The 24,835-nt window shown below is 68.0% G+C and carries 21 protein-coding genes; 17 read left to right on the top strand and 4 right to left on the bottom strand.

Features of this window, described 5'->3' with window-relative positions; genetic code table 11:
* The first annotated feature begins 154 nt into the window (after window positions 1–154).
* Entirely contained in the window at window positions 155–3,298 is a 3,144-nt protein-coding gene (gene putA / locus MNI96_RS15190; protein WP_249694481.1) for a bifunctional proline dehydrogenase/L-glutamate gamma-semialdehyde dehydrogenase PutA, read from the top strand.
* Between the two features lie 33 nt (window positions 3,299–3,331).
* Here the strand turns inward: putA and hrpB are convergent, their stop codons facing one another.
* The 4 genes from hrpB to MNI96_RS15170 form a co-directional block, all read right to left on the bottom strand.
* Window positions 3,332–5,833 carry an ATP-dependent helicase HrpB gene (gene hrpB, locus MNI96_RS15185; protein WP_249694479.1) on the bottom strand — a complete coding sequence of 834 codons (2,502 nt, stop codon included), beginning with the start codon at window positions 5,831–5,833 and terminating at the stop codon, window positions 3,332–3,334.
* Complete coding sequence (gene glk, locus MNI96_RS15180; RefSeq protein WP_249694478.1) at window positions 5,830–6,885, bottom strand: glucokinase; 1,056 nt, start codon at window positions 6,883–6,885, stop codon at window positions 5,830–5,832. Before glk ends, hrpB begins: the two co-directional genes overlap by 4 nt.
* Window positions 6,885–7,325, bottom strand: a complete 441-nt coding sequence (locus MNI96_RS15175; RefSeq protein WP_283776504.1) for a methylglyoxal synthase — start codon at window positions 7,323–7,325, stop codon at window positions 6,885–6,887. The genes glk and MNI96_RS15175 overlap by 1 nt, the downstream gene beginning before the upstream one ends.
* A 162-nt stretch (window positions 7,326–7,487) precedes the next feature.
* Window positions 7,488–8,360 (bottom strand): DUF1194 domain-containing protein, encoded by an 873-nt coding sequence (locus tag MNI96_RS15170; protein ID WP_249694477.1) that lies wholly within the window; start codon window positions 8,358–8,360, stop codon window positions 7,488–7,490.
* 605 nt (window positions 8,361–8,965) lie between these two features.
* Here MNI96_RS15170 and MNI96_RS15165 point away from each other — a divergent pair.
* The 16 genes from MNI96_RS15165 (at window position 8,966) to MNI96_RS15090 (ending at window position 24,776) form a co-directional block, all read left to right on the top strand.
* On the top strand, window positions 8,966–9,916 hold the full coding sequence (locus MNI96_RS15165; protein ID WP_249694476.1) for a sugar-binding transcriptional regulator: 951 nt from the start codon (window positions 8,966–8,968) through the stop codon (window positions 9,914–9,916).
* Window positions 9,917–9,952: 36 nt separating this feature from the next.
* On the top strand, window positions 9,953–10,945 hold the full coding sequence (locus MNI96_RS15160) for a BMP family lipoprotein (RefSeq protein WP_502960348.1): 993 nt from the start codon (window positions 9,953–9,955) through the stop codon (window positions 10,943–10,945).
* 79 nt (window positions 10,946–11,024) lie between these two features.
* A complete protein-coding gene (locus MNI96_RS15155; protein WP_249694474.1) occupies window positions 11,025–12,020 on the top strand; it encodes a BMP family ABC transporter substrate-binding protein in 996 nt (331 codons plus the stop codon).
* Entirely contained in the window at window positions 12,017–13,555 is a 1,539-nt protein-coding gene (locus tag MNI96_RS15150; RefSeq protein ID WP_249694473.1) for an ABC transporter ATP-binding protein, read from the top strand. The genes MNI96_RS15155 and MNI96_RS15150 overlap by 4 nt, the downstream gene beginning before the upstream one ends.
* Window positions 13,552–14,658 (top strand): ABC transporter permease, encoded by a 1,107-nt coding sequence (locus MNI96_RS15145; RefSeq protein ID WP_249694472.1) that lies wholly within the window; start codon window positions 13,552–13,554, stop codon window positions 14,656–14,658. The genes MNI96_RS15150 and MNI96_RS15145 overlap by 4 nt, the downstream gene beginning before the upstream one ends.
* A 13-nt stretch (window positions 14,659–14,671) precedes the next feature.
* Window positions 14,672–15,640: an ABC transporter permease gene (locus tag MNI96_RS15140; RefSeq protein WP_249694469.1), complete on the top strand. Its 969-nt coding sequence runs from the start codon at window positions 14,672–14,674 to the stop codon at window positions 15,638–15,640.
* 22 nt (window positions 15,641–15,662) lie between these two features.
* Window positions 15,663–16,073, top strand: a complete 411-nt coding sequence (cdd, locus tag MNI96_RS15135) for a cytidine deaminase (protein ID WP_249694468.1) — start codon at window positions 15,663–15,665, stop codon at window positions 16,071–16,073.
* Window positions 16,070–16,882 carry a purine-nucleoside phosphorylase gene (locus MNI96_RS15130; RefSeq protein WP_249694467.1) on the top strand — a complete coding sequence of 271 codons (813 nt, stop codon included), beginning with the start codon at window positions 16,070–16,072 and terminating at the stop codon, window positions 16,880–16,882. Before cdd ends, MNI96_RS15130 begins: the two co-directional genes overlap by 4 nt.
* The gene (gene deoC / locus MNI96_RS15125) at window positions 16,875–17,651 is read left to right on the top strand and encodes a deoxyribose-phosphate aldolase (RefSeq protein ID WP_249694466.1); all 777 of its coding nucleotides are present in this window, start codon (window positions 16,875–16,877) and stop codon (window positions 17,649–17,651) included. Before MNI96_RS15130 ends, deoC begins: the two co-directional genes overlap by 8 nt.
* A 4-nt stretch (window positions 17,652–17,655) precedes the next feature.
* Window positions 17,656–18,978, top strand: coding sequence for a thymidine phosphorylase (gene deoA, locus MNI96_RS15120; RefSeq protein ID WP_249694465.1), 1,323 nt, complete (start codon window positions 17,656–17,658; stop codon window positions 18,976–18,978).
* 84 nt (window positions 18,979–19,062) lie between these two features.
* On the top strand, window positions 19,063–20,283 hold the full coding sequence (locus tag MNI96_RS15115) for a phosphopentomutase (RefSeq protein WP_249694464.1): 1,221 nt from the start codon (window positions 19,063–19,065) through the stop codon (window positions 20,281–20,283).
* Window positions 20,284–20,350: 67 nt separating this feature from the next.
* Complete coding sequence (locus MNI96_RS15110) at window positions 20,351–21,214, top strand: phytanoyl-CoA dioxygenase family protein (RefSeq protein WP_249694463.1); 864 nt, start codon at window positions 20,351–20,353, stop codon at window positions 21,212–21,214.
* Window positions 21,215–21,217: 3 nt separating this feature from the next.
* A complete protein-coding gene (locus MNI96_RS15105) occupies window positions 21,218–22,240 on the top strand; it encodes an adenosine deaminase (protein WP_249694462.1) in 1,023 nt (340 codons plus the stop codon).
* 139 nt (window positions 22,241–22,379) lie between these two features.
* Complete coding sequence (gene upp / locus MNI96_RS15100; protein ID WP_249694461.1) at window positions 22,380–23,009, top strand: uracil phosphoribosyltransferase; 630 nt, start codon at window positions 22,380–22,382, stop codon at window positions 23,007–23,009.
* 47 nt (window positions 23,010–23,056) lie between these two features.
* Window positions 23,057–23,821 carry an SDR family NAD(P)-dependent oxidoreductase gene (locus MNI96_RS15095; RefSeq protein ID WP_249694459.1) on the top strand — a complete coding sequence of 255 codons (765 nt, stop codon included), beginning with the start codon at window positions 23,057–23,059 and terminating at the stop codon, window positions 23,819–23,821.
* 31 nt (window positions 23,822–23,852) lie between these two features.
* Window positions 23,853–24,776, top strand: coding sequence for a ribokinase (locus tag MNI96_RS15090; protein ID WP_249694457.1), 924 nt, complete (start codon window positions 23,853–23,855; stop codon window positions 24,774–24,776).
* The last annotated feature ends 59 nt before the right edge of the window (window positions 24,777–24,835 follow it).

Here is a 24,835-nt window from a genome sequence, read left to right as displayed (position 1 = left end):
ATATTCCATTATGAATGCCAATATTTGACGGAATTAACGGCATATCCGGCAGTATAATGGAATAAATCCCCGAAGGGCGAGACTTTCTTCGGGGGATGAGGCGGCTGGACGGATCGTCCGCCGCGAGCGTGTCCTCCTTTGTCCTGGAGCCGTCATGAGCCTTGCCCCGGAACGCGCGCCCGCCGCGCTGTCGCAGACCGATCTTTCTCCCTTCCGCGCCACCTTTGCGCCCTCCGACGACAGTGCCGTCCGCAGCCTGCTTGGCAAGGTCGCCTTCGACGAGGCGACCGAGGCGCGGGTCGACGACATCGCCTCCGGCTACATCCAGTCGATCCGCTCGGCCATCGGCGGTCTCGGCGGCGTCGAGGATTTCCTGCGCGAATACGGCCTGTCGACCCGCGAGGGCCTGGCGCTGATGGTGCTGGCCGAGGCGCTGCTGCGTGTGCCGGACGCGGCAACGGCGGACAAGCTGATCGAGGACAAGCTGGCTGCCGCCCGGTTCGACGAGTCCGAGGGTGGCCCGTCCGACACCTGGCTGGTGTCCGCCTCGTCCTGGGCGCTTGGCGTCACCTCGCGCCTGCTGCATCCGGGCGAGCAGCCCAACACGATCCTCGCCTCGCTGGTCAAGCGCATGGGCATGCCGGCGGTGCGTGCGGCGACGCGTCAGGCGATGCGCATCCTCGGCCACCAGTTCGTGCTCGGCGAGACGATCAAGGGCGCGCTGTCGCGGGCGAAGGGGCAGGAAGCCAAGGGCTACCGCTATTCCTACGACATGCTGGGCGAGGGCGCCCGCACGGCCGGCGATGCCGAGCGCTACTTCCGCTCCTATGCGGATGCGATCGAGGCCATCGGCGCGGCCGCCGGCAAGGGCGAGTTGCCCGCCCGTCCCGGCATTTCGGTCAAGCTCTCCGCGCTGCATCCGCGCTACGAGGCGGTGAAGGGCAGCCGCGTGCGCGACGAACTGGTGCCACAGCTTCTCAAGCTTGCCCAGGCGGCCAAGCGCCACAATCTGAATTTTACCGTCGATGCGGAAGAGGCCGACCGGCTTGAGATCTCGCTCGACATCTTCGCGGCCGTTGCCGCCGACCCCTCGCTCGCCGGCTGGGACGGGTTCGGTCTCGCCATCCAGGCCTATCAGAAGCGGGCACTGGAAGCGGTCAACTGGATCATCGGCCTCGCCGAGCGGCTGGATCGCCGCTTCATGGTGCGCCTCGTCAAGGGCGCCTACTGGGACACCGAGATCAAGCGTGCGCAGGAGCGCGGCCTGGAGGACTTCCCGGTCTTCACCCGCAAGGCGGCAACGGACCTCTCCTATCTCGCCTGCGCCCGGTCGATGCTCGGCGCGCGGCCGCGCATCTACCCGCAATTCGCCACCCACAATGCACTGTCGGTCGCGCAGATCATCGCCATGGCCGGCAACGAGGGCGGCTTCGAGTTCCAGCGCCTGCACGGCATGGGCGAGAGCCTGTACAAGGCCGTGACCGAGCGCGACGGGCATCCCTGCCGCATTTATGCGCCGGTCGGCGGCCATCGCGATCTGCTCGCCTATCTGGTTCGCCGCCTGCTGGAAAACGGCGCCAACTCGTCCTTCGTCTCGGCGGTGGGCGATGCCTCCGTGCCGATCTCGCGGCTTCTGGCTCGCCCGCATGACCTTCTGGCCGGCGGTACCCGTGCCCGCAATCCGCGGATCCCGCTGCCGGCCGCGCTCTACGGCGAGAGCCGCAACAACTCCAAGGGTCTGGAATTCGGCCTTGCCCGCGACCGCACCCGGCTGGTCGAGGACATGGCCAAGGCCCCGCGCCAGGTCGAGGGCGCAGGTCCGCTCTATCCGGGCGCCAAGGCGCGCGGCAACGAACGTTCGGTCCTGTCGCCGGTCGATGGCGCGACCCGCGCGGGCACCGTGCGCGAGGCGACGGCCGACGAAGTGCCGGCGATGTTCGATGCAGGGCTCAAGGGCTTTGCCCGCTGGTCGCGCACGCCCGTCGACCAGCGCGCCGCGGCGATTGCCCGTCTCGGCGACATGCTGGAGGCGGAAACGCCCCGGCTGATGGCGCTGCTCGCCCGCGAGGCCGGCAAGACCCTGCCCGACGGCCTTGCCGAAGTGCGCGAGGCGGTCGACTTCTGCCGCTACTACGCGGCCGAGGCGGTGAAGCAGTTCGGCGAAGGCACCTTGATGCCCGGACCGACCGGCGAGGAGAACCGCTACCGTCTGCGCGGCCGCGGCGTCTTCGTCTGTGTTTCGCCCTGGAACTTCCCGCTGGCGATTTTCCTCGGCCAGATCACCGCAGCGCTCCTGGCTGGCAATGCGGTCATCGCCAAGCCGGCGGAGCAGACCCCGCTGATCGCCTTCGAGGCGGCGAAGCTGATCCATGCTGCCGGCGTGCCGGAGGACGTGTTCCTGCTGGCGCCGGGCGGACGCGAGCTGGGCGCGGCGCTGGTCGCTGAGCCGCGCGTTGCCGGCGTCGCCTTCACCGGCTCGACCGAGACCGCCTGGGCGATCAACCGGTCGCTCGCGGCCAAGCGCGGTCCGATTGTGCCGCTGATCGCCGAGACCGGCGGCATCAACGCCATGCTGGTCGACGCGACGGCTTTGCCGGAGCAGGTCTGCGACGACGTGATGATGTCGGCCTTCCGCTCCGCCGGCCAGCGCTGCTCCGCGCTCCGCCTGCTGTATCTGCAGGAAGATGTCGCGGACAAGCAGCTGGAGATGCTGAAGGGCGCGGCAAGCGAACTGTCGCTCGGCGATCCGGCGGACCCGGCGACCGATATCGGCCCGGTGATCGATCTCGATGCCCGAGACCGCTTGCTCGCCCATGCCGAGGAGATGCGCCGGAGCCAGAAGGTGCTTTATGCCGGCGAAGCGCCCGGCGGCACGCTGGCGCGCGGAACCTGGGTGGCGCCGCATATCGTCGAGCTGGACCGGCCTGACGCGCTGACCAGGGAGACCTTCGGCCCGATCCTGCATGTGGTGCGCTACAAGGCGTCCGACCTGCCGAAGATGCTGGAGACCATCGCCGCGACCGGCTACGGCCTGACGCTCGGCGTGCACAGCCGCATCGACGCGACGGTGGCGGCCGTCGTCGACCGCCTGTCGGTCGGTAATGTCTATGTCAACCGCAACACCATCGGTGCGGTGGTCGGCACCCAGCCCTTCGGCGGATCGGGCCTGTCCGGCACCGGCCCGAAGGCTGGCGGCCCGGCCTATCTCGGCCGTTTTGCGCTCGAACAGGTTGTTTCGATCAATACGGCGGCGGCCGGCGGCAATGCCAGCCTCATCGCCATGGCCGAGGAAGATTGAGGCACACTCACGGACTGCCGGGCCGAGCTTGCGCTACTTGCGCGGTTTGGCCCGGTTGGTTGCCTGAGCCGAAAGCGGATCGTCGGGCCAGGGGTGCTTGGGATAGCGCCCCTTCATCTCCGCTTTCACCGCGGCCCAGGATCCGCGCCAGAAGCCGGGCAGGTCGCGGGTGATCTGGATCGGCCGGTGGGCCGGCGACAGCAGTTCCAGGATCAACGGCACGCTGCCTCCCGCAATCGCGGGATGCCGGTCGAGGCCGAAAAGCTCCTGCACCCGGATGGGCAGAGTGGGCCCTTCCTCGCGGTCGTAGTCGATCGGGACATGCGAGCCCGAGGGGGCCGAGAAATGGCTCGGCAGCAGCCGGTCGAGCTCACCCAGCCGGTGCTGCGGCAGCAGGGCGGCGAGCGCATTGCCCAACATCTCGGCATCGAGCGCGGAGGCGCTGCGCACCCCGGCGAGATAGGGGCCGAGCCATTCGTCCATGGTTTCGCTCAAAGCGTCGTCGCCAAGGTCCGGCCAAGCCTCGGCCTCGGCAGCCGGCAATAGCCCCCGCAAAGTTACGACGCGGGCGCGCAGGGTCGCCTGGGCCTTGCTCCAGGGCAGGGCACGCGCGCCGCGCGCCTTGAGGAAGGCAAGGAGAGCTGAGGCGACGGCATCCGGATCGGGATTGGGTTCGACGGCCTCGCGCAGCACCAGCCGGCGATAGCGGCGCAGCCGCCGGGCCCGGACAGAGCCGGAGGCCTCGCAAGCGACCTGAACCTCGTCCTCGATCTCGCCGGCAAACAGCTGTTCGATCTCTTCGCGCGAGATCGGGGCGGCCAGCAGGATGCGGCCGCGCGCGGCATTGCCCTGCAGGTCGGCGACGACGAGGAATGGCTCGCGCGCCAGCGGATCGGCCTCGTCGACGCGCCCGCCCCGGCCATTGGCCATGCGGAAACCGCCGCGCCCGTCCTGCGCCTGCGCCACCCGATCGGGATAGACGAGCGCCAGCAGCCTGCCGGCCGCTTCCGTGTCGCCTGCTGCCAACGAAGTCGTCTTCGCGCTCGGCCCCTTGTCGATCAGCGACTGCCAGCGCTGGGCCATGCCGCGTGCGGCCGCGCTGCGCGGATCGCGGGCGCGGCGAAAGTCTGCAAGGCGATGGCGCAGGTCCGCCGAGCGCCCGCCGAGCCCCTGCTCGGAAAGGAGGGCCGCGATCTCACAAGCAAGCCGAGCATCCCCCGTTTCGCCTGCCCGCACCAGCATATGCGCAAGCCGAGGCGCAAGGGGCAGGGCGCGCATGCGCTCGCCCTCCATCGTCAGCCGTCCCGTGCCGTCGAGCGCTTCCAACCGCTGCAACAGGCCGACCGCCTCGCTCCAGGCGGCCGCCGGCGGCTGGTCGGGAAAGCGCAGGGCCGCCGGATCGCTCACGCCCCATGCGGCAAGGTCGAGCGCCAGGCTGGAAAGATCGGCCTCCAGGATCTCCGGCCTGTCGTCTGCCGGCAGCGAGGCGGTCTGCGCCTCGTCCCACAGGCGATAGCAGATGCCCGGCTCCATGCGCCCGGCACGGCCGCGCCTTTGGTCGGCGGCGGCGCGGGAGGCACGTACGGTCGCGAGCCTGGTGAGCCCGGTCGCGGGCTCATGGACCGGCACCCGGGCAAGCCCGCTGTCGATGACGACGCGCACGCCCTCGATGGTCAGCGAGGTCTGGGCGATGGAGGTGGCGAGCACCACCTTGCGCCGGCCGTTTGCCGCCGGGCGAATGGCGGCACTCTGCTCGGCCCCGGTGAGGGCGCCGTAGAGCGGGGCAAGATCGGTATCGGCCGGCAGTTGCGGGCCGAGCATGTCGGCGGCACGGCGGATCTCGCCCTGCCCGGGCAGGAAGGCGAGGATCGAGCCGGTCTCTTCCGCCAGCGCCTTGCGCACCGCACTCGCCACTTGAGCTGCGATGTCCCGGTCGCCGTCGCGCCCGAGATAGCGGGTCTCGACCGGAAAGCTGCGTCCCTCGCAATGGATCACCGGCGCACCGCCGAGGTGGCTGGCAACGCCTGCCGCATCGATGGTCGCGGACATCGGCACGATGCGCAGGTCCTCGCGCAGGGCCCCTTGGGCGTCGAGCGCCAGGGCAAGGCCGAGATCGCCGTCCAGCGATCGCTCGTGGAATTCGTCGAAGAGAATGCAGGCAATGCCCGAAAGTTCGGGGTCCTCGAGGATCATCCGGGTGAAGACGCCCTCGGTGACCACCTCGATGCGCGTGCGGGCCGAGACCTTCGTCTCCAGCCGCACCCTGAGGCCGACCCGTCCGCCGACCTCTTCGCCGAGCAGCGAGGCCATGCGGGCAGCCGCTGCGCGGGCCGCGAGCCGCCGGGGCTCCAGCACGATGATGCGCCCGTCGCCGCGCCATTTGGCGTCAAGCAGGGCCAGCGGCACAACCGTGGTCTTGCCTGCGCCGGGTTCGGCCACAAGCACGCAGGAGGTGTGCGCGTCGAGCGCGGCGAGCAGGTCCGGCAGCACCGCATCGATGGGAAGCGGCGGGCGCGTTGCGGCAGTCTCGCTCATTCCGGGGTCGCGGCAGGGCCTGTTGCGCCGCCGAGGCTCCAGTGCCGGCCCTCAAGCTCCACCGCAAAGAGCGTCGGGGTGCGGGCAAAGCTCGCAAGGCCCTCCAGCGCCGGATTGCTATGGCGGATCAGGAAGGTCGGGATCGTGGCGAGCAGCGCGGAATGGGGGGCCTTTGCCTCGAAGGAGGCTCGAAACGCGGGATGGGCCAGGTAGGTGTCGATGCGGCCGGGAATGCCGCCGCCGAGAAAGACGCCGCCGCGCGCCAGGAAGGTGAGGGCGAAGTCGCCGGCCACCCGGCCGAGCGCCCGCACGAAGATGTCCATCGTGCGCAGGGCGATCTCGTCGCCGGCATCGGCGGCCTCGGTCACGTCGCGCGGGCGCTCGAAGGCGCGCTCGGTCCCTGCCTCAGCCGCCACGGCCCGCGACAGCCGCAACAGGCCGGACCCACTGATGATGCGTTCCGCGCCGATGCGGCCCTCCTGCCGCTCGATATGCGGCCAGACCCGGTAGTCCGTCTCGGAGACGGGGCCGAGTTCCATATGGCCGCCCTCGCCGGGGATCGGGATCCAGGTGCCGGCCGTGTGGATCATCGCCGCGGCACCAAGACCGGTGCCGGGGCCGAGAACCACCTTGGCGCCGTTCGCCTGTGCCGTCCCGCCGCCGATCCGGCGGATGTCCTCGCCCTCCAGTCCTGGCAGCGCCAGCGCCTGCGCCTCGAAGTCGTTGAGCACCACGACGCTTTCCAGGCCGAGCCGGCGGATCAGTTCCAGCGGCTCGATCACCCAGTCGGCGTTGGTCATGGGGATGCGGTCGCCGGCGACCGGGCCCGCCACGGCGAGCACGGCAGTGCGCGGCATCACCGAGGTGTGGTCCAGCACCGTGGCGATGGCAGCCTCGGCAAGCCCGGGAAAGCCGGCCGTCGGCACCGAGCCGTAGACCCTGGTCGCCGCATGGGTGTCGGTGACCACCGCGAAACGCGCATTGGTTCCGCCGATGTCGGCGACCAGCACGGGAAAGCGAAAACCGCGGAGACTGGGCGGGGAAAGGGTCATCACGCCTGGGGTATGATCTCGGGAGTGGTCGAGGTGGTGGGCAGCCCGGCAAGACGGGCCGAGCGCAGCAGGATATCGGCCGTCGCCCGGTTCAGCGCCATCGGGATGTTGTAGACGAGGGCAAGGCGCATCAACGCCTTGACGTCGACATCGTGCGGCATGGGCGACAGCGGGTCGACGAGGAAGATCAGCCCCTGCAGCCGTCCTTCGGCGATCATCGCGCCGATCTGCTGGTCGCCGCCGAGCGGGCCGCTCTTCAGCCGCTCGATGGTCAGGCCGGGGCAGGCTTCGAGGATCCGCCCGCCGGTCGTTCCGGTCGCCACCAGGCGGAAGGAGCCGAGCTTGTCCTCGTGCACCCGGGCAAAGGCGACCATTTCCTCCTTGCGGGCGTCATGGGCGACCAGCGCCAGCGCCGGTTTGGCGGGATGTGTGTCGGGCAAGGGGCTCGCGGTTCCGGTCAAGGCGATCCTGCGTGGTCTGGCGTTGGGCGGGCAAGCGGATACGGGTCCTGAGCCTAGGATGTACCCGCTTACGCGCCAGGTTGAAAGCCGGTCCTTGTCCAACTTCTCCTGCTTCCCGACGCCGACAGGGCAGGAAAAGACTCAATCGTACAGCCCGCAATTCACCGGCTTGCGCCCGCTCGCCCTATAAACCTGCGGCGTTTCGGGCGTCAGTCCGGCGATTTCCAGGATCAGCTTCATGCGGATCGCGTCGGCAAACTGCTCGCGAGAGCGAACCGGAATGAAGAAATGGCCGGGGCCGCCGATCACGCAGTCCTCATAGTAGTTGTCGACATTCAGCAGGGACTGCCAGGCATCGCGCTCGGACTTCATCATCAAGGGAAGCCCGTTGATGGTGATGCCGGCGGCGATGGCCTGGTCGCGGAACAAAGCGACCTTACCGCCCTGGTTGTTCGGTCCGTCGCCGGAGATGTCGATGACCTTGCGCAGGCCCTCGAACCTGTTGGCGGCGACCATGGCGGTCGCCTGCGACAGGGCCGAGGCGATGGAGGTGCGCTGGCGCTGGCGCAGCGGCGCCTCGGCGATCTTTGCAGCGAAGGCTGCCGCGGAAGGGGCGTCGGTGATCACCGACCAGTCGGCGACGATGAACTGCTCACCCGCGCCGCCCCATTCCATGTAGGTCACGGCGATCCGGCCGGTCGGGCCGTAGCGGATGGCGTCAATCACCTGCGGTGAGGTGAGGGCGGCGACATAGCCGGCGCGTTGGACCTCCTGCTCTTCCCTATCCATCGACTGGGAAATGTCGACGGCCAGGACCAGCTCGACATCGACCTCGCGCTCCGGGTCGTAGCCGTAGCCGAGCAGCGGGGTGTTGCCGGCAGCGCCGGCGGGAATTGCGGAAAGTCCCGCAATCACGAGGGCGGAAAAGAGCCAGCCGGCGAGTGCAAGACGGGGGCTGGCGATGCGGTCCGGCAGGGCGGCCGCTGCCGTTAGGGAGAGACGTGGCACGCACATGGTCGAAACTCCTTCAACCGGTGAAGGGCTCCCGCCTTGTCCGACGCTCCTCGTTTCGTGCCTTATCTTGCGTCCGTTCCCTCTCCTGACCGCATCCCCTGCGGCCTCCTTCCGGCGCTCTGGCGACAGGAAGAGACCAGCAAGAGCCGTGCCAGACGCTACGGAAACTACGCGCATCTTGCGGGAGGGGCGCCTCGTGCGCCGCAAAGAACGAGTCGCACCCTGTGCGCTTGCCGATTACGCATGGCGATCAGCCGGTTAAGGAGCTGTACTGGCGAATCCCACCGCCTTCCGCCGCGCCTTTCGTAGAAGAAGCGTGCCTGCCGTTTCGGCAAATCGCGGCAATCTGCAAGAAACCTGGGCAGATCCTGCCGAGCAGTCGGCAAAACTTGCCGGGCTCCGCAGCTTCTTCCACCAAGGCGCTTGACCTTGGCTGGGGCCTCATGCAGTCTGATTGAAAGAAAACTCAAGAGCTGAAGAAATTTTCAGAACAGGCGAGGGGTCCGGCATTTTACTCCGACGCGGCAGGCGGCCGCGCGGGAGGCCGTCCCTGTTGATGCGGGACGACGGGCACGGGCATGCAGGCAGGCGACTGGACAACAGACATGGCGATCCGCGCCGCGTGGATGTCCTTCGTCGGCGGCGCGACGCAGGGCGAGATCGCAACGCGCCTCGGCATCTCGACGGCCCGCGTGCATCGGCTTATCGCCCATGCCCAGAAGACCGGTCTCGTCCGCTTCCAGATCGCCGATCGTCCCTCCGACTGCCTGGAGATTGAGGCGGCGTTGGTGGATGCCCATGGCCTGTCCTCCTGCCTGATCGCGCCCGATATCGGCGGAGGCGACGATGCGTCGGCGATCCGGGCCATCGCCGAGGTGGCCGGCCCCCATCTCGCTAGTCTGCTTTCCAATCCCTCGCTCGTCCAGCTCGGCGTCGGCATGGGGCGCACGCTCAAGGCGGCGGTGGAGATGATGCCGCGCATCCAGCGCCCGGATCTCAGCATCGTCTCGATTTCCGGCTCGCTGACGCGAAAGCTCTCCGCCAACCCGTTCGACGTGGTCCAGCAACTGGCTGAGCGCACGGGCGGCGAAGGCTATTATCTGCCCGTGCCGTATCTCGCCGAAAGCGTCGCCGAGCGCGACACGTTCCTTGGCCAGCGCAGTGTCCAGGCGCTGCTGGAGCGTGCGCGCGCCTCCGATCTCTTCGTCATCGGCATCGGCTCGGTGGAGGATGACGGGCACCTGATCAGCCGCGACCTGATCCTGCGCGAGGAGCAGCGCGACCTGATCGCGACCGGCGCGGTCTGCGACTTGATGGGGCGTTTCATCGGCCGCGACGGGCGCCTTGTGCCGGCCAAGCTCGGCGACAAGGCGGTCGGGCTGCCCTTCGAGGCCGTTCGCGGCGCGCGCATCGTCGCGCTCGCCGGCGGGCTCGGCAAGCTTGAGGCCACGCGCGCGGCGCTGCGCGCGGGGCTGATCACGGACCTGATCGTCGACGAAAGCCTGGGCCGGGCCCTGGCCGTCGCGGAAGGAACCAGACAAGCCCGCTCGGCATGACGCCGGCGGCAGAACAGGTGGAGGTAAGTCATGGTGATGAAAAGCGTGATCCTCGGGGCGGCCGCGGCGGTCTTGCTCGCCGGAACGGCGCTGGCTCAGGAAATCCAGCCGGCGGTCGTTTATGATCTGGGCGGCAAGAACGACAAGTCCTTCAACGAGGCTGCCTTCATCGGCGCCGAGAAGTTCAAGGCCGAGACCGGCATCGACTATCGCGATTTCGAGATCCAGAACGACAGCCAGCGCGAGCAGGCGCTGCGCAACTTCGCCCGCCGCGGCGCCAATCCGGTGATTGCCATCGGCTTCCTGCATGCCAACGCGCTGGAGAAGGTCGCCAAGGAGTTCCCGGACACCAGCTTCGCCATCGTCGACATGGTGGTCGACCTGCCGAACGTCCGCTCGATCCTCTTCAAGGAGCATGAGGGCTCCTACATCGTCGGCAAGCTGGCCGCGATGGCTTCGGAAAGCGGCAAGGTCGGCTTCGTCGGCGGCATGGACATCCAGCTGATCCGCAAGTTCGCCTGCGGCTACAAGCAGGGCGTCAAGGAGACCAAGGCCGACGCCGAGATCTTCGAGAACATGACCGGTTCGACGGGCGCTGCCTTCAACGATCCGGTCAAGGGCGGCGAACTCGCCAAGTCGCAGATCGACCGCGGTGCGGACGTGATCTATCACGCCGCCGGTGCCACCGGCCTCGGCGTCCTGCAGGCCGCCGCGGACGCGGGCAAGCTCGGCATCGGCGTCGACAGCAACCAGAACGCCCTGCATCCGGGCAAGGTGCTGACCTCGATGCTGAAGCGCGTCGACGTTGCGGTCGAGAAGGCCTTCACCGATGCCAAGGACGGCAAATGGACCTCGGGCATCTACTCGCTCGGCCTTGCCGAGGGCGGTGTCGACTGGGCGCTCGACGACAACAACAAGGCGCTGATCACCGAGGAGATGAAGTCTGCAGTCGACCAGGCCAAGGCCGACATCATTTCCGGCAAGATCGCCGTCCACGACTACATGGCGACCGAGAGCTGCCCGTTCTGACGGGAGAAGGCGCGCTGCGGGCTTCGTCCGCAGCGCGCGCTGCCTCGCGCGGCGGGGCGAGCGACGCGGAACAGCGGTGATGACGTCTATCCTGAAAACCGTTGCGATTCTCGCCCTTGCGGCAGGCCTTGTCGCGACACCCGCCATGGGTGAACCGGCCCTGGTCTATTCCGTCGGCGGCAAGTTCGACGGTTCGTTCAACGAGGCTGCCTTTCGCGGCGCCGAGCGGTTCGCTTCCGAGACCGGGGAACCCTATCGGGATTTCGAGATCGCTCGCGATGCCGACAGCCTGCAGGCGTTGCGCGGCTTTGCTGCGCGCGGCGCGGAGCCGGTCGTTGCTATCGGCTACAATCAGGCTGCTGCCGTCGCGGCCGCGGCAAGGGACTTCCCGCAGACGAATTTCTCCATCGTCGACATGATGGTCGAGGCTCCCAATGTGCGCTCGGTCGTCTTCCGCGAGCATGAAGGCTCATATATCGCCGGCCTGCTGGCGGCGATGGCGTCGAAAACCGGGACCATCGGTTTTGTCGGCGGCATGGACATCCCGATCATCCGCCGGTTTCTCTGCGGCTACCGGCAGGGGGCGGCATCCGTTTCTCCCGGCACCCGCGTCCTGTTCAACATGACCGGCGATACGCCGGCGGCCTTTGCCGATCCAGCCCGCGGCGCTGAGCTTGCGCGCGGCCAGATCAATCGCGGCGCCGATGTGATCATTCAGGCGGCCGGGGGCACCGGCATCGGGGTCCTCCAGGCCGTGGCCGATGCCGGCGTCCTCGGCATCGGCACCGACAGCAACCAGAACGGCCTCCACCCGGGCCGCATCCTCACCTCGATCCGCAAGCGCGTGGATGTCGCCGTCTACCGCAATTTTGCCGATGCGCAGGCGGGCACGTGGAGTGCCGGCATCGAGGTGCTGGGCCTTGCGGAGGGCGGTATGGACTGGGTGATCGACGACAACAACCGCGCGCTCGTCACCGCGCAGATGGAGGCGGCGGCCGGCGAGGCAGCCGCCAGGATCGCCGACGGCACGATCATCGTGCACGACGCGGCCAGCGACGGGGAGTGCCCGCTGTGAGCGACCAGCTTGCCATCGAACTCGTTGGCGTCGACAAGCGCTTCGGACAGGTGCACGCCAACAAGGACATCCATCTGAAGGTCCGCAAAGGCTCGATCCACGGGATCGTCGGCGAGAACGGCGCCGGAAAGTCGACGCTGATGTCGATTCTCTACGGCTTCTATCATGCGGATTCCGGCGAGATCCGCGTCGACGGCAAGCCTGTATCCATTCCCTCCAGCCAGGCGGCAATCGCGCTGGGTATCGGTATGGTCCACCAGCACTTCATGCTGGTGGAGAACTTCACCGTTCTGGAGAATGTCATTCTCGGCGCCGAGGGCGGCGCGCTGCTTGCCGGCGGCGTGTCCAGGGCGCGGGCCGAGCTGAAGCGCCTTGCTGCTGACTATGATCTCAAGGTCGACCCAGACGCGCTGATCGAGGACCTTCCCGTCGGCTTGCAGCAGCGGGTGGAAATTCTCAAGGCGCTGTTCCGCAGCGCCGACATCCTGATCCTGGACGAGCCGACCGGCGTCCTGACCCCGGCGGAGGCCGATCACCTCTTCCGCATCCTTCGCGTGCTGCGCGACGAGGGAAAGACAGTGCTGCTGATCACCCACAAGCTGCGCGAGATCATGGCGGTGACGGACGAGGTCTCCGTCATGCGGCGCGGCGAGATCGTCGCCACCCGCCAGACTTCCAAGACCTCGATGGGCGAGCTTGCCGAGCTGATGGTCGGCCGCCGTGTCCTGCTGGAAGTCGAGAAGGGACCGCCCCAGCCCGGGCGTCCGGTGCTGACGGTGGAGAACCTGACAGTGCGCGATACGCGCGGCGTCGATGTCGTGCGCAACGTCTCGCTGGAGGTGCGGGCCGGCGAGATCGTCGGCATTGCCGGCGTTTCCGGCAACGGCCAGTCCGAGCTGCTGGAAGCGATCGCCGGCATCCGTGCGGTGACGTCGGGCATCGTCACGGTCGACGGGACGCGGGTGGATCTTGCGCGCGCCGGAACCGACCCTGCCGCCATGCGCGGGCTCGGGCTCGCGCATGTGCCCGAAGATCGCCATCGCATGGGGCTGGTGACGCGCTTTCCCGAATGCGAGAACGCCATTCTCGGCTATCACCGCGACCCTACCTATGGGCGCGGCCCCTTCCTCGATTTCGACCGCATTCGCAACGCCGCGAAAACGGAGATCGAGAAATACGACATCCGCCCGGCCGACTGCATGCTGAAGACCGCCAATTTCTCCGGCGGCAACCAGCAGAAGATCGTGCTGGCGCGCGAGATCGAGCGCGATCCGGTCATCCTGCTCGTCGGCCAGCCGACGCGCGGTGTCGACATCGGCGCCATCGAGTTCATTCACAAGCGTATCGTCGCCCTGCGCGACGCGGGCAAGGGCGTCCTGCTGGTCTCGGTGGAGCTCGACGAGATCCGGGCGCTAGCCGACCGGGTGCTCGTCATGTTCGACGGCCAGGTGGTCGGAGAGCGCGCGCCGGAAACGGCGGAAAGCGAGTTGGGCCTGCTGATGGCGGGCGCCAGCGGACAGGAGGCGGCAGAATGACGGCGGGACAGCTTCCGCGCTGGGTCGACTACGGACTGATGCCGGCGCTCAATGTCGCGGCCGCTTTTCTGGTCTCGGGCCTGGTGGTGCTCCTGATCGGCGAGAACCCGGTCGAGGCGGTCAAGGTCCTGGTCTGGGGCTCTCTCGGCAGGAACGAGGGCATCGGCTTCACCCTGTTCTACGCGACCAACTTCATCTTCACCGGCCTTGCGGTGGCCATCGCCTTCCACGCCGGCCTCTTCAACATCGGCGGCGAGGGGCAGGCGTATCTCGGCGGTCTCGGCGTTGCGCTCGCCTGTCTGGCACTCGACCGCTACGTGCCCTGGTGGGTGACGCTGCCCTTCGCGGTGCTGGGCGCGGCCGCCTTCGGCGCGGCCTGGGCCTTCATTCCGGCGATCCTGCAGGCCAAGCGCGGCAGCCACGTCGTGATCACCACGATCATGTTCAACTTCATCGCCGCCTCGCTGATGGTCTACCTGCTGGTCAACCTCCTGTCGAAGCGCGGGTCGATGCAGCCGGAAACCCGAACCTTCGAGAGCGGCGGCCGCCTGCCGCTGCTCCAGGATGTGCTGCCCGGCACCGATTTCGGATCCGCGCCGGTGAATTTCTCCTTCCTGCTGGCGCTCGCCGCCTGCCTTCTGGTGTGGATCGTCGTCTGGCGCACCCGGCTCGGTTACGAGATCCGCACCTTCGGCGCCAATCCCGTCGCCGCCGTTTATGCCGGCATTTCGCCGTTGCGCATCACGGTCGTCACCATGCTGATGTCCGGCGGCCTTGCGGGCATGATGGCGATCAACGAGATCATGGGTTCGCAGCACCGGCTGCTGATCGAGTTCGTGTCCGGCTACGGCTTCGTCGGCATCGCGGTCGCGCTGATGGGGCGTGCGCATCCGGTCGGTATCGTCTTCGCCGCAGTCCTGTTCGGCATGCTCTACCAGGGCGGTGCGGAACTGGCCTTCGAGATGCCGACGATCACCCGTGACATGATTGTCGTCATCCAGGGGCTGGTGATCCTGTTCGCCGGTGCGCTGGAGCACATGTTCCGCCCGGCGCTGCTGCGAATCTTCGGGGTGCTGGCCGCCCGGCCGGCTCCGGCCGCGTGAGGGGAGGGGAGAGATGTTCGAAACCCTGATCTTCGTGCTCGACAGCACCGCACGCCTATCCACGCCGCTGCTGCTGGCGGCCCTTGCCGGGCTTTATTCCGAGCGTTCGGGCATTTTCGACATCGGACTGGAAGGCAAGATGCTGGGCGCGGCCTTTGCTGCCGGCACGGCGGCAGCGCTCAGCGGGTCTGCCTGGACCGGACTTGGCGCCGGGATTCTCGTCTCGGTGGCGCTGGCGCTGGTGCACGGCTTTGCCTGCATCACCAATCGCGGCAACCAGATCGTCTCCGGCGTCGCCATCAACTTCCTGGCAATGGGCCTGACGGCGCTGCTCGGTCAGGCCTGGTTCGGCCAGGGCGGACGCACGCCGTCGGTAACGGGAGACGCCCGCTTCGGCGATGTCACATGGCCCTTCGCCGCGGAACTGCGTGATGTCCCGGTGATCGGCGGGCTCTATTCGGAACTCCTGTCCGGCCACAACATCCTCGTCTACGCCGCCTTCCTTGCCGTGCCCTTTTCCTGGTGGGTGCTGTATCGCACCCGGTTCGGCTTGCGCCTGCGCGCTGTGGGCGAGAATCCCGGCGCGGTCGATACGGCGGGCATCTCGGTTACCTGGCTGCGCTATCGCGCGGTGATCTGCACGGGCATCCTGTGCGGCTTTGCCGGCACCTATCTGTCCATCGGCCAGTCGGCGAGCTTCATCGCCAACATGACGGCCGGCAAGGGCTTCATCGCTCTCGCAGCGCTGATCTTCGCCAAGTGGAAGCCGGTGCCGGTGATGTTCGCCTGCCTGCTCTTCGGGTTCCTCGATGCGGTGGCGATCCGCCTGCAGGGCCAACAGGTGCCGGGCATCGGCGAGGTTCCGGTGCAGGCGATCCAGGCCCTTCCCTATATCCTGACTGTGGTGCTGCTTGCCGGGTTCATCGGCAAGGCGGTCCCGCCGCGCGCCGGCGGCACCGCCTATGTCAAGGAACGCAGCTGAGCGCACCGGCAACGAGGACGACATGAGCCGTTTCGACGAGTTGTTTGCCGCCGCCAGTGCGGCCCGCGAGAATGCGCATGCGAAATACTCAGGCTTTCGCGTCGGCGCTGCCCTCGCCACCCGCGACGGGCGTATCTTCGCCGGCTGCAACGTTGAAAATGCAAGCTTTCCGGAAGGCTGGTGTGCCGAGACCAGTGCGCTGGGCGCCATGGTGTCCGCTGGCGGCCGGCCGGGCGATGTGGTCGAGGTACTGGTGACCGCAAAGGCGGCTCTGTGCACCCCCTGCGGCGGTTGCCGCCAGAGACTTGCCGAATTCGCCGGCGACGATGTGCCGGTTCACATCTGCGACGACACCGGCCTGCGCCGCACGCTGACCATGACGGAACTGCTGCCGGCCCGGTTCGTTCTCCATGACGAGGAGAGGGACATATGAGCGGCTACGGGCCGGAATGCGCGGAGATGGTCCGCGCCGCAAGACCCGGCGATTACCGCGTCGGAATGGTGCTGGGCTCGGGCCTCGGCCAACTGGCCGACGAGGTCGAGGATGCCGTGCGCATTCCCTATTCCAAGCTGACGGGCTTTCCCGTCTCCTCGGTCTCCTCGCATGGCAGCGAACTCGTCGCCGGTCGCCTCGGCGATGTGCCGGTGGTCGTCCTGTCCGGCCGCGCCCACTACTATGAGGGCGGCGGCGCCGATGTCATGCGCACGCCGCTGGAGACGCTGAAGGCGCTCGGCTGCGACACGCTGCTGCTGACCAATGCGGCTGGGTCCCTGCGCGAAGAGTTCGCGCCGGGCACGCCGATGCTGATCAGCGACCACATCAACTGGTCCGGCCTCAATCCCTTGATCGGCGAGGAAAGCGACCGCCGCTTTCTCGACATGAGCGCCGCCTACGATCCCGACCTTCGCGCGCGTCTCAAGGCGCTCGCAGCGGAAGAGGAGATCGCGCTCGGCGAAGGCGTCTACATGTGGTTCTCCGGCCCCTCGTTCGAGACGCCGGCGGAAATCCGCATGGCAAAGCTCTTGGGCGCGGACGCGGTCGGCATGTCGACGGTGCCGGAAGTGATCCTCGCCCGCTATCTCGGCCTGCGCGTTGCCGCGATCTCCACCATCACCAACTATGGCGCCGGCCTGCAGGCGCACGGCTTGTCGCACGAGGAAACCAAGTCGACGGCACTGATGGCCGTCGACGCGCTGAAGCGGCTGATCCGCCGCTTCGTCAAGGATCTTGGAAATGCCTGACATGACACCTGCCGAGGTGGCGCAGCGCGCTCTGCCGCTGGTCGACCTGACCAATCTGGACGAGACCTGCACCACCGCCGACATCGATACGCTCTGCGCCCGCGCGGTCACGCCCCATGGCCCCGTCGCGGCGGTCTGCATCTGGCCGCGCTTCATTGTCCAGGCCGCAAGCCTGCTCGCCGGCTCCGGCGTTCGCATTGCGACCGTGGTCAACTTCCCGCAAGGCGGCGACGATACGCTGGCCGTGATTGCCGAGACCCGCCAGGCAATTGCCGACGGTGCCGACGAGATCGACCTCGTCATGCCTTACCGCGCCTTTCTGGACGGCCGGCGCGGTTTTGCCGAGACCCAGATCCGTAAGGTGCGCGAGGCCTGCGGCGACCGGCTGCTGAAGGTCATCCTGGAGACCGGCGAGATCGGCGACCCGCTGCTCATTCACGCGGCGTCGCTGATGGCGATTTCGGCCGGTGCCGACTTCATCAAGACCTCGACCGGCAAGGTAAAGGTCAACGCCACGCTGGAGGCGGCGGAGATCATGCTCGCCGTCATCGAGGAGATCCGCCGCGAGGGCGGCCCGGAAATCGGCTTCAAGCCGGCCGGCGGCATCCGCACCGTGGAGGATGCGGCGGCCTATCTCGCGATTGCCGACCGCATTCTCGGGGCCAACTGGGTTGCGGCTTCGCACTTCCGCTTCGGCGCGAGCGGCCTGCTCGATGCCCTGCTTGCCGCGCTCGACGGGCGCGCGCCGACCACCGCCAAGGGATATTGACCGCATGCTGGCGCAGGAACTGATCCGCAAGAAGCGCGACGGTGGCACGCTTGCCCCGGAAGAGATCGCCTTCTTCGTCAAGGGGCTAACCGACGACAGCGTCTCGGAAGGGCAGGTCGCGGCGCTCGCCATGGCCGTCTTCTTCCAAGGCCTCTCGCTGGACGAGCGCGTCGCGCTGACGCTGGCGATGCGCGACAGCGGCACGGTGCTCGACTGGTCCGACATCGACGCGCCGGTCCTCGACAAGCACTCGACCGGCGGCGTCGGCGACAATGTCTCCCTGATGCTGGCGCCGGCGCTCGCCGCCTGCGGTGCGGCGGTACCGATGATCTCGGGCCGCGGCCTCGGTCACACCGGCGGCACGCTCGACAAGTTCGACGCCATCCCCGGTTACAAGACGCAGCCCGACAATGCCCTGTTCCGGAAGGTGGTGCGCGAGGTCGGTTGTGCGGTGATCGGCCAGACGCCGGATCTCGCGCCGGCCGACAAGCGCTTCTACGGCATTCGCGACGTGACGGGCACGGTCGAAAGCCTCGACCTCATCACCGCCTCGATCCTGTCGAAGAAGCTCGCCGCCGGACTGCAGGGTCTCGTCCTCGATGTGAAATGGGGAACGGGGGCGTTCATGGCGACGCTGGAACAGGCAAAGGCGCTCGCCGAGAGCCTGGTGACGGTTGCCAACGGCGCCGGATGCCGCACGAGCGCGTTGCTCACCGACATGAACGAGCCGCTGGCCTCCGCTGCCGGCAACGCGGTCGAGATGCGCAATGCCGTCGACTTCCTGACAGGGCGGGCGGTCGACAACCGTCTGTTCGACGTCACGGTGGCGCTCGGTGCCGAAGCGCTCGTCCTTGGCGGGATCTGCGCCGATGCCGAGGAGGGTGCGGAGAAGATGCGCGAGGCATTCGCCGGCGGTGCGGCGGCCGAGCGCTTCGCCAAGATGGTTTCGGCCCTCGGCGGCCCGGCGGACTTCGTGGAAAAGACGGAAGCCTATCTTGCCGCCGCGCCGGTGGAACTGCCGGTCTATCCGCAGGAGCCCGGCACCGTCGTCGGGGTCGACACGCGCGCCATCGGCGTTGCCGTCGTCGAACTCGGCGGCGGGCGTCGCCGGGCGAGCGACGTGATCGATCCGGCCGTCGGACTGGTGCATCTGGCCGGCATCGGCCACTCCGCCGACAGCGACGCCCCGCTTGCCATCGTCCATGCCGCGAACGAGGCCTCGGCACGCCGGGCGGCGGAGACGGTGCGCGCTGCCTATCGGCTCGGCTCGCCGCGCGACGTGGAAGATCGTCCTGTCGTCGTGGAGCGTATCGCGCCGTCTGTCTGACGGCGGCCCGGATCGGGAACCGGGTTTCGGAACTGCAACGGGGCGGGGCACAACCGCTCGGCAACGAGAGACGGGGGAAACCTCATGGCACGCGCGATCCTGTGCGTCTTGGACAGTTTCGGTATTGGCGGAGCGCCGGATGCCGCCCGCTTCAGCGACGAGGGCTCCGACACGCTCGGCCATATCGCGAGCGCCTGCATGCGGGGCGAGGGCGACCGCGAGGGCTTGCGCTCCGGTCCGCTGGCCCTGCCCAACTTGACGGCGCTCGGCCTTGCCCGCGCGGCACAGCTTGCGACCGGCAAGGTGCCGGAGGGCATGGACGGATCCGCCGGACCGATCGGCATCTTCGGCGCCGCGAGCGAGACCTCTCGGGGCAAGGACACGCCGTCCGGCCACTGGGAGATCGCCGGTGTGCCAGTCGCCTTCGACTGGGGCTATTTTCCGGACACGGTGCCGACCTTCCCGGCCGAGCTGACGCAGGCGATCATCCGCGAGGCGGGCCTGCCCGGCATCCTCGGCGACATGCACGCCTCCGGAACGGTGATCATCGCCGAACTCGGCGAGGAGCATGTGCGGACCGGCAAGCCGATCTGTTACACCAGCGCTGATTCCGTCTTCCAGATCGCCGCGCATGAGGAGCATTTCGGCCTTGAGCGGCTCTACCGGCTCTGCGAGACCGTGCGCCGCCTGGTCGATCCCTACAATATCGGCCGGGTGATCGCGCGGCCCTTCGTCGGCGATGCCGCGTCCGGCTTCGAGCGCACCGCCAACCGGCGCGACTATTCGGTGCTGCCGCCGGAGCCGACCTTGCTGGACCGTGCCGTTGCCGCAGGGCGCAGGACGCTGACCGTCGGCAAGATCTCCGACATCTTCGCCCATCAGGGCGTGTCGGAGGTGCTGAAGGCGGCCGGCAACGACGCGCTGTTCGACCGCACGCTGGAGGCGATGGACAAAGCCGGCGAGGGAGATCTGATCTTCGCCAACTATATCGACTTCGACAGCCTTTATGGTCACCGCCGCGACGTGCCGGGCTATGCAGCCGCCCTCGAGGCGCTGGATCGCCGTTTGCCGGAACTGCTGGATCGGCTGCGGCCGGGCGACCTGCTGATCCTGACGGCCGACCACGGCTGCGATCCGACCTGGCGCGGCACCGACCACACTCGCGAGCGGGTGCCGGTGATCGGCCTTCTCAAGGGGAGCGATCCGAAGGATATCGGCATTCGCGACACGTTCGCCGATATCGGCGAGAGCATCGCGGCTCATCTGGGGCTGGCGCCGGGAAACCACGGGACCTCCTTCCTCTGATGGCCACCCTCCCGCTAGACTGGAGCGGCCGACTCGGCACCGCCGATGCCCGAAACTGGAGACGCGCATGACCGCACGGTCGTTTTCCGCACCGAGGGACGGCGTTCTGACGCCGGAGATGCAGGAAGCCTACGCGCAGGACGGCTTCCTCGTGTTGACCGGCTACAAGCCGGCGGAGGACTGCGATGCGCTGAAGGCCCGCATGGCCGAACTGATCGACGCCTTCGATCCGGACGAGCATGCCTCCGTCTTCGAGACCGGCGCCCAGAGCCATGCCCGCGACCGCTATTTCCGCGAGAGCGGCGACAAGATCCGCTTCTTCTTCGAGGAGGAGGCGTTCGACGAGGACGGCCGGCTGCAGCGCGACAAGCATATGGCGCTCAACAAGGTCGGCCACGCGCTGCACGATCTCGATCCGGTGTTCGAGCGCTTCTCGCGCGACCCCCGGCTGGCGCGCACGGCGAAGAGCCTTGGCCTCGCCGCACCGCTGCTGGCCCAGTCCATGTATATCTTCAAGCCGCCGGAGATCGGCGGAGAGGTCAATTGCCACCAGGATTCAACCTTCCTGCACACCGAGCCGCTGTCCTGCACCGGCTTCTGGTTTGCACTGGAAGATGCGGACGAGACCAATGGCGGCCTGCTCGGCGGGCCGGGCGGGCATCTGGCGCCGCTGCGCCAGCGCTTCCACTATGATGGCGAAGCACTGGTGATGGAGCCGCTGGACGACACGCCGCTGTCTGGCGACGTGCCGCTGGTCGCACCCAAGGGAACTCTGGTGGTGCTGCACGGCCTGGTGCCGCATCGCTCGGCGCCGAACCGCTCGCCGCGCTCGCGCCATGCCTATGCGTTGCATCTGGTCGACGGGACCGCCCGCTGGTCGCCGGACAACTGGCTGGTGCGCGCACCGGAAAACCCGATGCGCGGGTTCTGACGCATGCCGGCAAGCGCCAGCACGCGGGCAACGCTTCCCAAGGCGGAACTGCATGTGCATGTCGAGGGGGCGGCGCCGGCCGATCTCGTGCGGCGCCTTGCCAAGCGCCAAGGTCAGGATGTCGAAGGCCTCTTCGACGAACGCGGCCGCTATCTCTGGAACGACTTCTCCGAATTCCTCGCGGCCTATGACCGGGCGAGCCGGATCTTCCGGACGCCCGAGGACTACGCGCTGCTTTCCGGCACCTACCTGCGCATGCTGGCCGCGGAAGGGGCGATCTATGCCGAACTGACGATCTCGCCCGATCATGCCGCCGGCGCCGGCCTGTCCTATCGCGACTATGTCGCCGGTCTTGCCGCCGGCATCGAGCAGGCCCGCGCCGATACCGGCATCGAAGCGCGCATGATCGCCGTCGGCGTACGGCATTTCGGGGCTCGTGCGGTCGAGCAGGTTGTGGCGCAGGTCATCGCCGCTCCGCATCCGCTGGTCACCGGCTTCGGCCTTGCCGGCGACGAGCGCGAGGGCCATCCGGCGAACTTCGCGAGAGCCTTCCGTGCCGCCGGAGAGGCGGGGCTCGGCCTGACCGCCCATGCGGGCGAGGTCTGCGGCCCCGAAAGCGTCACGGCCGCGCTCGACTTCCTGCGCGTCCGGCGCATCGGCCACGGCGTGCGGGCCATCGAGGACCGGGCGGTGGTCGCGCGTATCGCGGAAGAAGGCATCGTGCTGGAAGTCTGCCCCGGCTCCAATCTGGCGCTCGGGTTCTACTCCAACCTGCGCTTTCATCCGGTGAACCTGCTGCGCCGCGCCGGCTGCCGCATCACGCTCAATTCCGACGATCCGCCTTTCTTCGGCACGACGCTCGGTCATGAATATCGCAGCTGTGCCGAGACCTTCGGCTGGCCGGAAGACGAGCTTCTGGCGATCACCCGCAATGCCATCGCCGCCGCCTTCTGCGACGAGGATACACGGCGCCGGCTCGCCGTCCGCCTGTCGGACCACGCGGCGCTGCGCGGCGGCGAGGTCTGAGGGGAAGTCGGTGGACGGGAGGGCGAGAGCTGCGCTGCACCTGTTCCGCTTGTTCGCCGGTTGATCTATGACAGGAAGGAAGCCGGCTGGGGCTTCAGGAGGCGGTGGCCTCCAGACAGAGCGAGCGGAGAGGCGCGAGATGACCGGAGCAACCGTAGTCGATCACCCGATGGTGCAGCACAAGCTGACGCACATGCGGATGAAGGAGACCTCGACCCAGGGTTTCCGCAGGCTCCTGCGGGAAATTTCCGTGCTGCTCACCTATGAGGTGACCCGCGACCTGCCGATCACCACCGTCGAGATCGAAACCCCGCTGCAGACCATGTCCGCGCCGATCATCGAGGGCAAGAAGCTGGTCTTCGCCTCGGTCCTGCGCGCCGGCAACGGACTGCTGGAGGGCATGCTGGAGCTGGTTCCGGCCGCCCGCGTCGCCCATATCGGCCTGTACCGCGACCCCAAGACGCTGCAGCCGGTCGAATATTATTTCAAGGCGCCGGAAGATCTCGCCGAGCGCCTCGTGATCGTCGTCGATCCCATGCTGGCAACGGCCAACTCGGCGATTGCCGCCGTTCAGCGGTTGAAGGAACGCGGCGCCACCCAGCTGCGTTTCCTCTGCCTTCTAGCCGCGCCCGAAGGCATCGCCAAATTCAACGCCGCCCATCCGGATGTGCCGATCTTCACCGCCGCCATCGACGAGCGGCTGAACGAGAAGGGCTATATCGTGCCCGGTCTCGGCGATGCCGGCGACCGCATGTACGGCACGAAGTAAGGCCGCATCCCTGCGGCGCCGGTGGCGTGAAGGGCGGGAGGAGCGACATGACAGCCCAGGCGATCTATCCGGACCTGGAGGGCCGCACGGTCCTGGTCACCGGTGGGGGTGGCGGAATCGGTGCTGAGATCGTCCGCCAGTTTGCCGCGCAAGGGGCTTTGGTCGGTTTCATCGACCTTAGTGAGGAGCCTTCCCGCCGTCTTGTTGCGGAATTGGAGAGCGGTGGCGCGGCCGTCCGTTTCGCCCGTGCCGATCTCACGGATATCGAGGCGACCCGTGCAGCAATCGCCGATTTGCGCGAGGTGCTGGGCCCCGTTTCGATCCTGGTCAACAACGCCGCCCATGACGAGCGTCACCGGCTGGAAGAGGTGACGCCCGAATACTGGGACAGCCGCATGGCGGTGAACCTCAAGCACCAGTTCTTCTGCACCCAGGCGGTGGTGGGCGACATGCGCGCGCTCGGGGGCGGTGCCATTGTCAACATGGGGTCGATCTCCTGGATGATCGGGCAGGGCGGCATGGCCGGCTACACGGCGGCCAAGTCCGCCGTCGTCGGCCTGACGCGCTCGCTCGCCCGCGACCTTGGTCCGGACAACATTCGCGTCAACTGTATCGCTCCGGGGTGGATCATGACCGAGCGCCAGATCGCCCTGTGGCTCGACGAGGCCGGCGAGCGCGAGATCATGGAGCGGCAATGCCTCAAGCGGAAGCTGGTGCCGGCGGATGTCGCCCGCGTGGTGCTGTTCTTCTGCTCGGATGCGGCCGCCGCATGCACCAACCAGACCTATATCGTCGACGGCGGCTGGATCTGATCTCGTCCGCCGAACCGCAGGAACAGGCACCGTGATCACCGTATTCGGCTCCATCAATCTCGACCTCGTCGTCGCCCTGCCGCGTCTTCCGGCGCCCGGCGAAACGGTGGTCGGCCCCGACCACCAGACCTTTCCCGGCGGCAAGGGCGCCAACCAGGCGCTGGCAGCAGCGCGTGCTGGGGCGATGGTCCGGATGATCGGTGCGGTCGGCCGCGACTCTCATGCCGAGGCCGCGCTTGCCAATCTCGAGCGCGCGGGGGTCAACCTTTCCGGCGTCCGCCATCTCGACGGGACCACCGGCATTGCCATGATCGGCGTCGACGCCAAGGGCGAGAACCTCATCATGTGCGCCAGCGGCGTCAATGCCCGCGTCGTTGCGGATTGGCTGGATGGCCGGCTGGCACGGGGCGACCTGCTGGTGCTCCAGCGCGAGTTGAGCCCGGAGCCGATTGCCGATGCCATCGCCCGCGCGCGGCTGTGCGGGGCGCGCGTGTTGCTGAACGCCGCGCCATCCGGCGATGCGGAGCTCGCCCGCCTGGTGCCGGATGTCGACGTCGTTGTCGCCAATTCCGTGGAGGCGGCGGAACTTGCCGCCGCACTCGGAACGGGGGAGACGCCAGTGCCGGAGGCGCATTGCGCAGCGCTATCGGGAGAAGAGCGGCTTGCTGTCGTCACCCTGGGCGCGCGCGGGCTGATCGCCCAGAAGGGCAAGACCCGCTGGCGGGTTGCCGCGCCTGAAGTCGACGTGGTCGATACCACTGGTGCGGGCGATGCCTTCGTCGGCGCCCTTGCTGCCGCACTCGACCGGGGGGCGGAGATCGCACGTGCCCTGCAGGAAGGCACAGCAGCCGGCGCCCTGGCCTGTACGGCGAACGGCGCGCAGTCCTCCTCGCCCGGCGCGAAGGCAATCGCAGCGCTTGCGGATACGCTTGACTGCGAGACGCTGGACGCCTGAGCACCGCCGATCCGTCGAATTTTATCGTTCCGGGCAATGGATCGGAAACCGCGTTTGAA

It is taken from the genome of Stappia sp. WLB 29 (assembly GCF_023507705.1).
In the GTDB taxonomy this organism is placed as follows: domain Bacteria; phylum Pseudomonadota; class Alphaproteobacteria; order Rhizobiales; family Stappiaceae; genus Stappia.
This window is presented reverse-complemented; position numbering and strand designations above follow the sequence as displayed.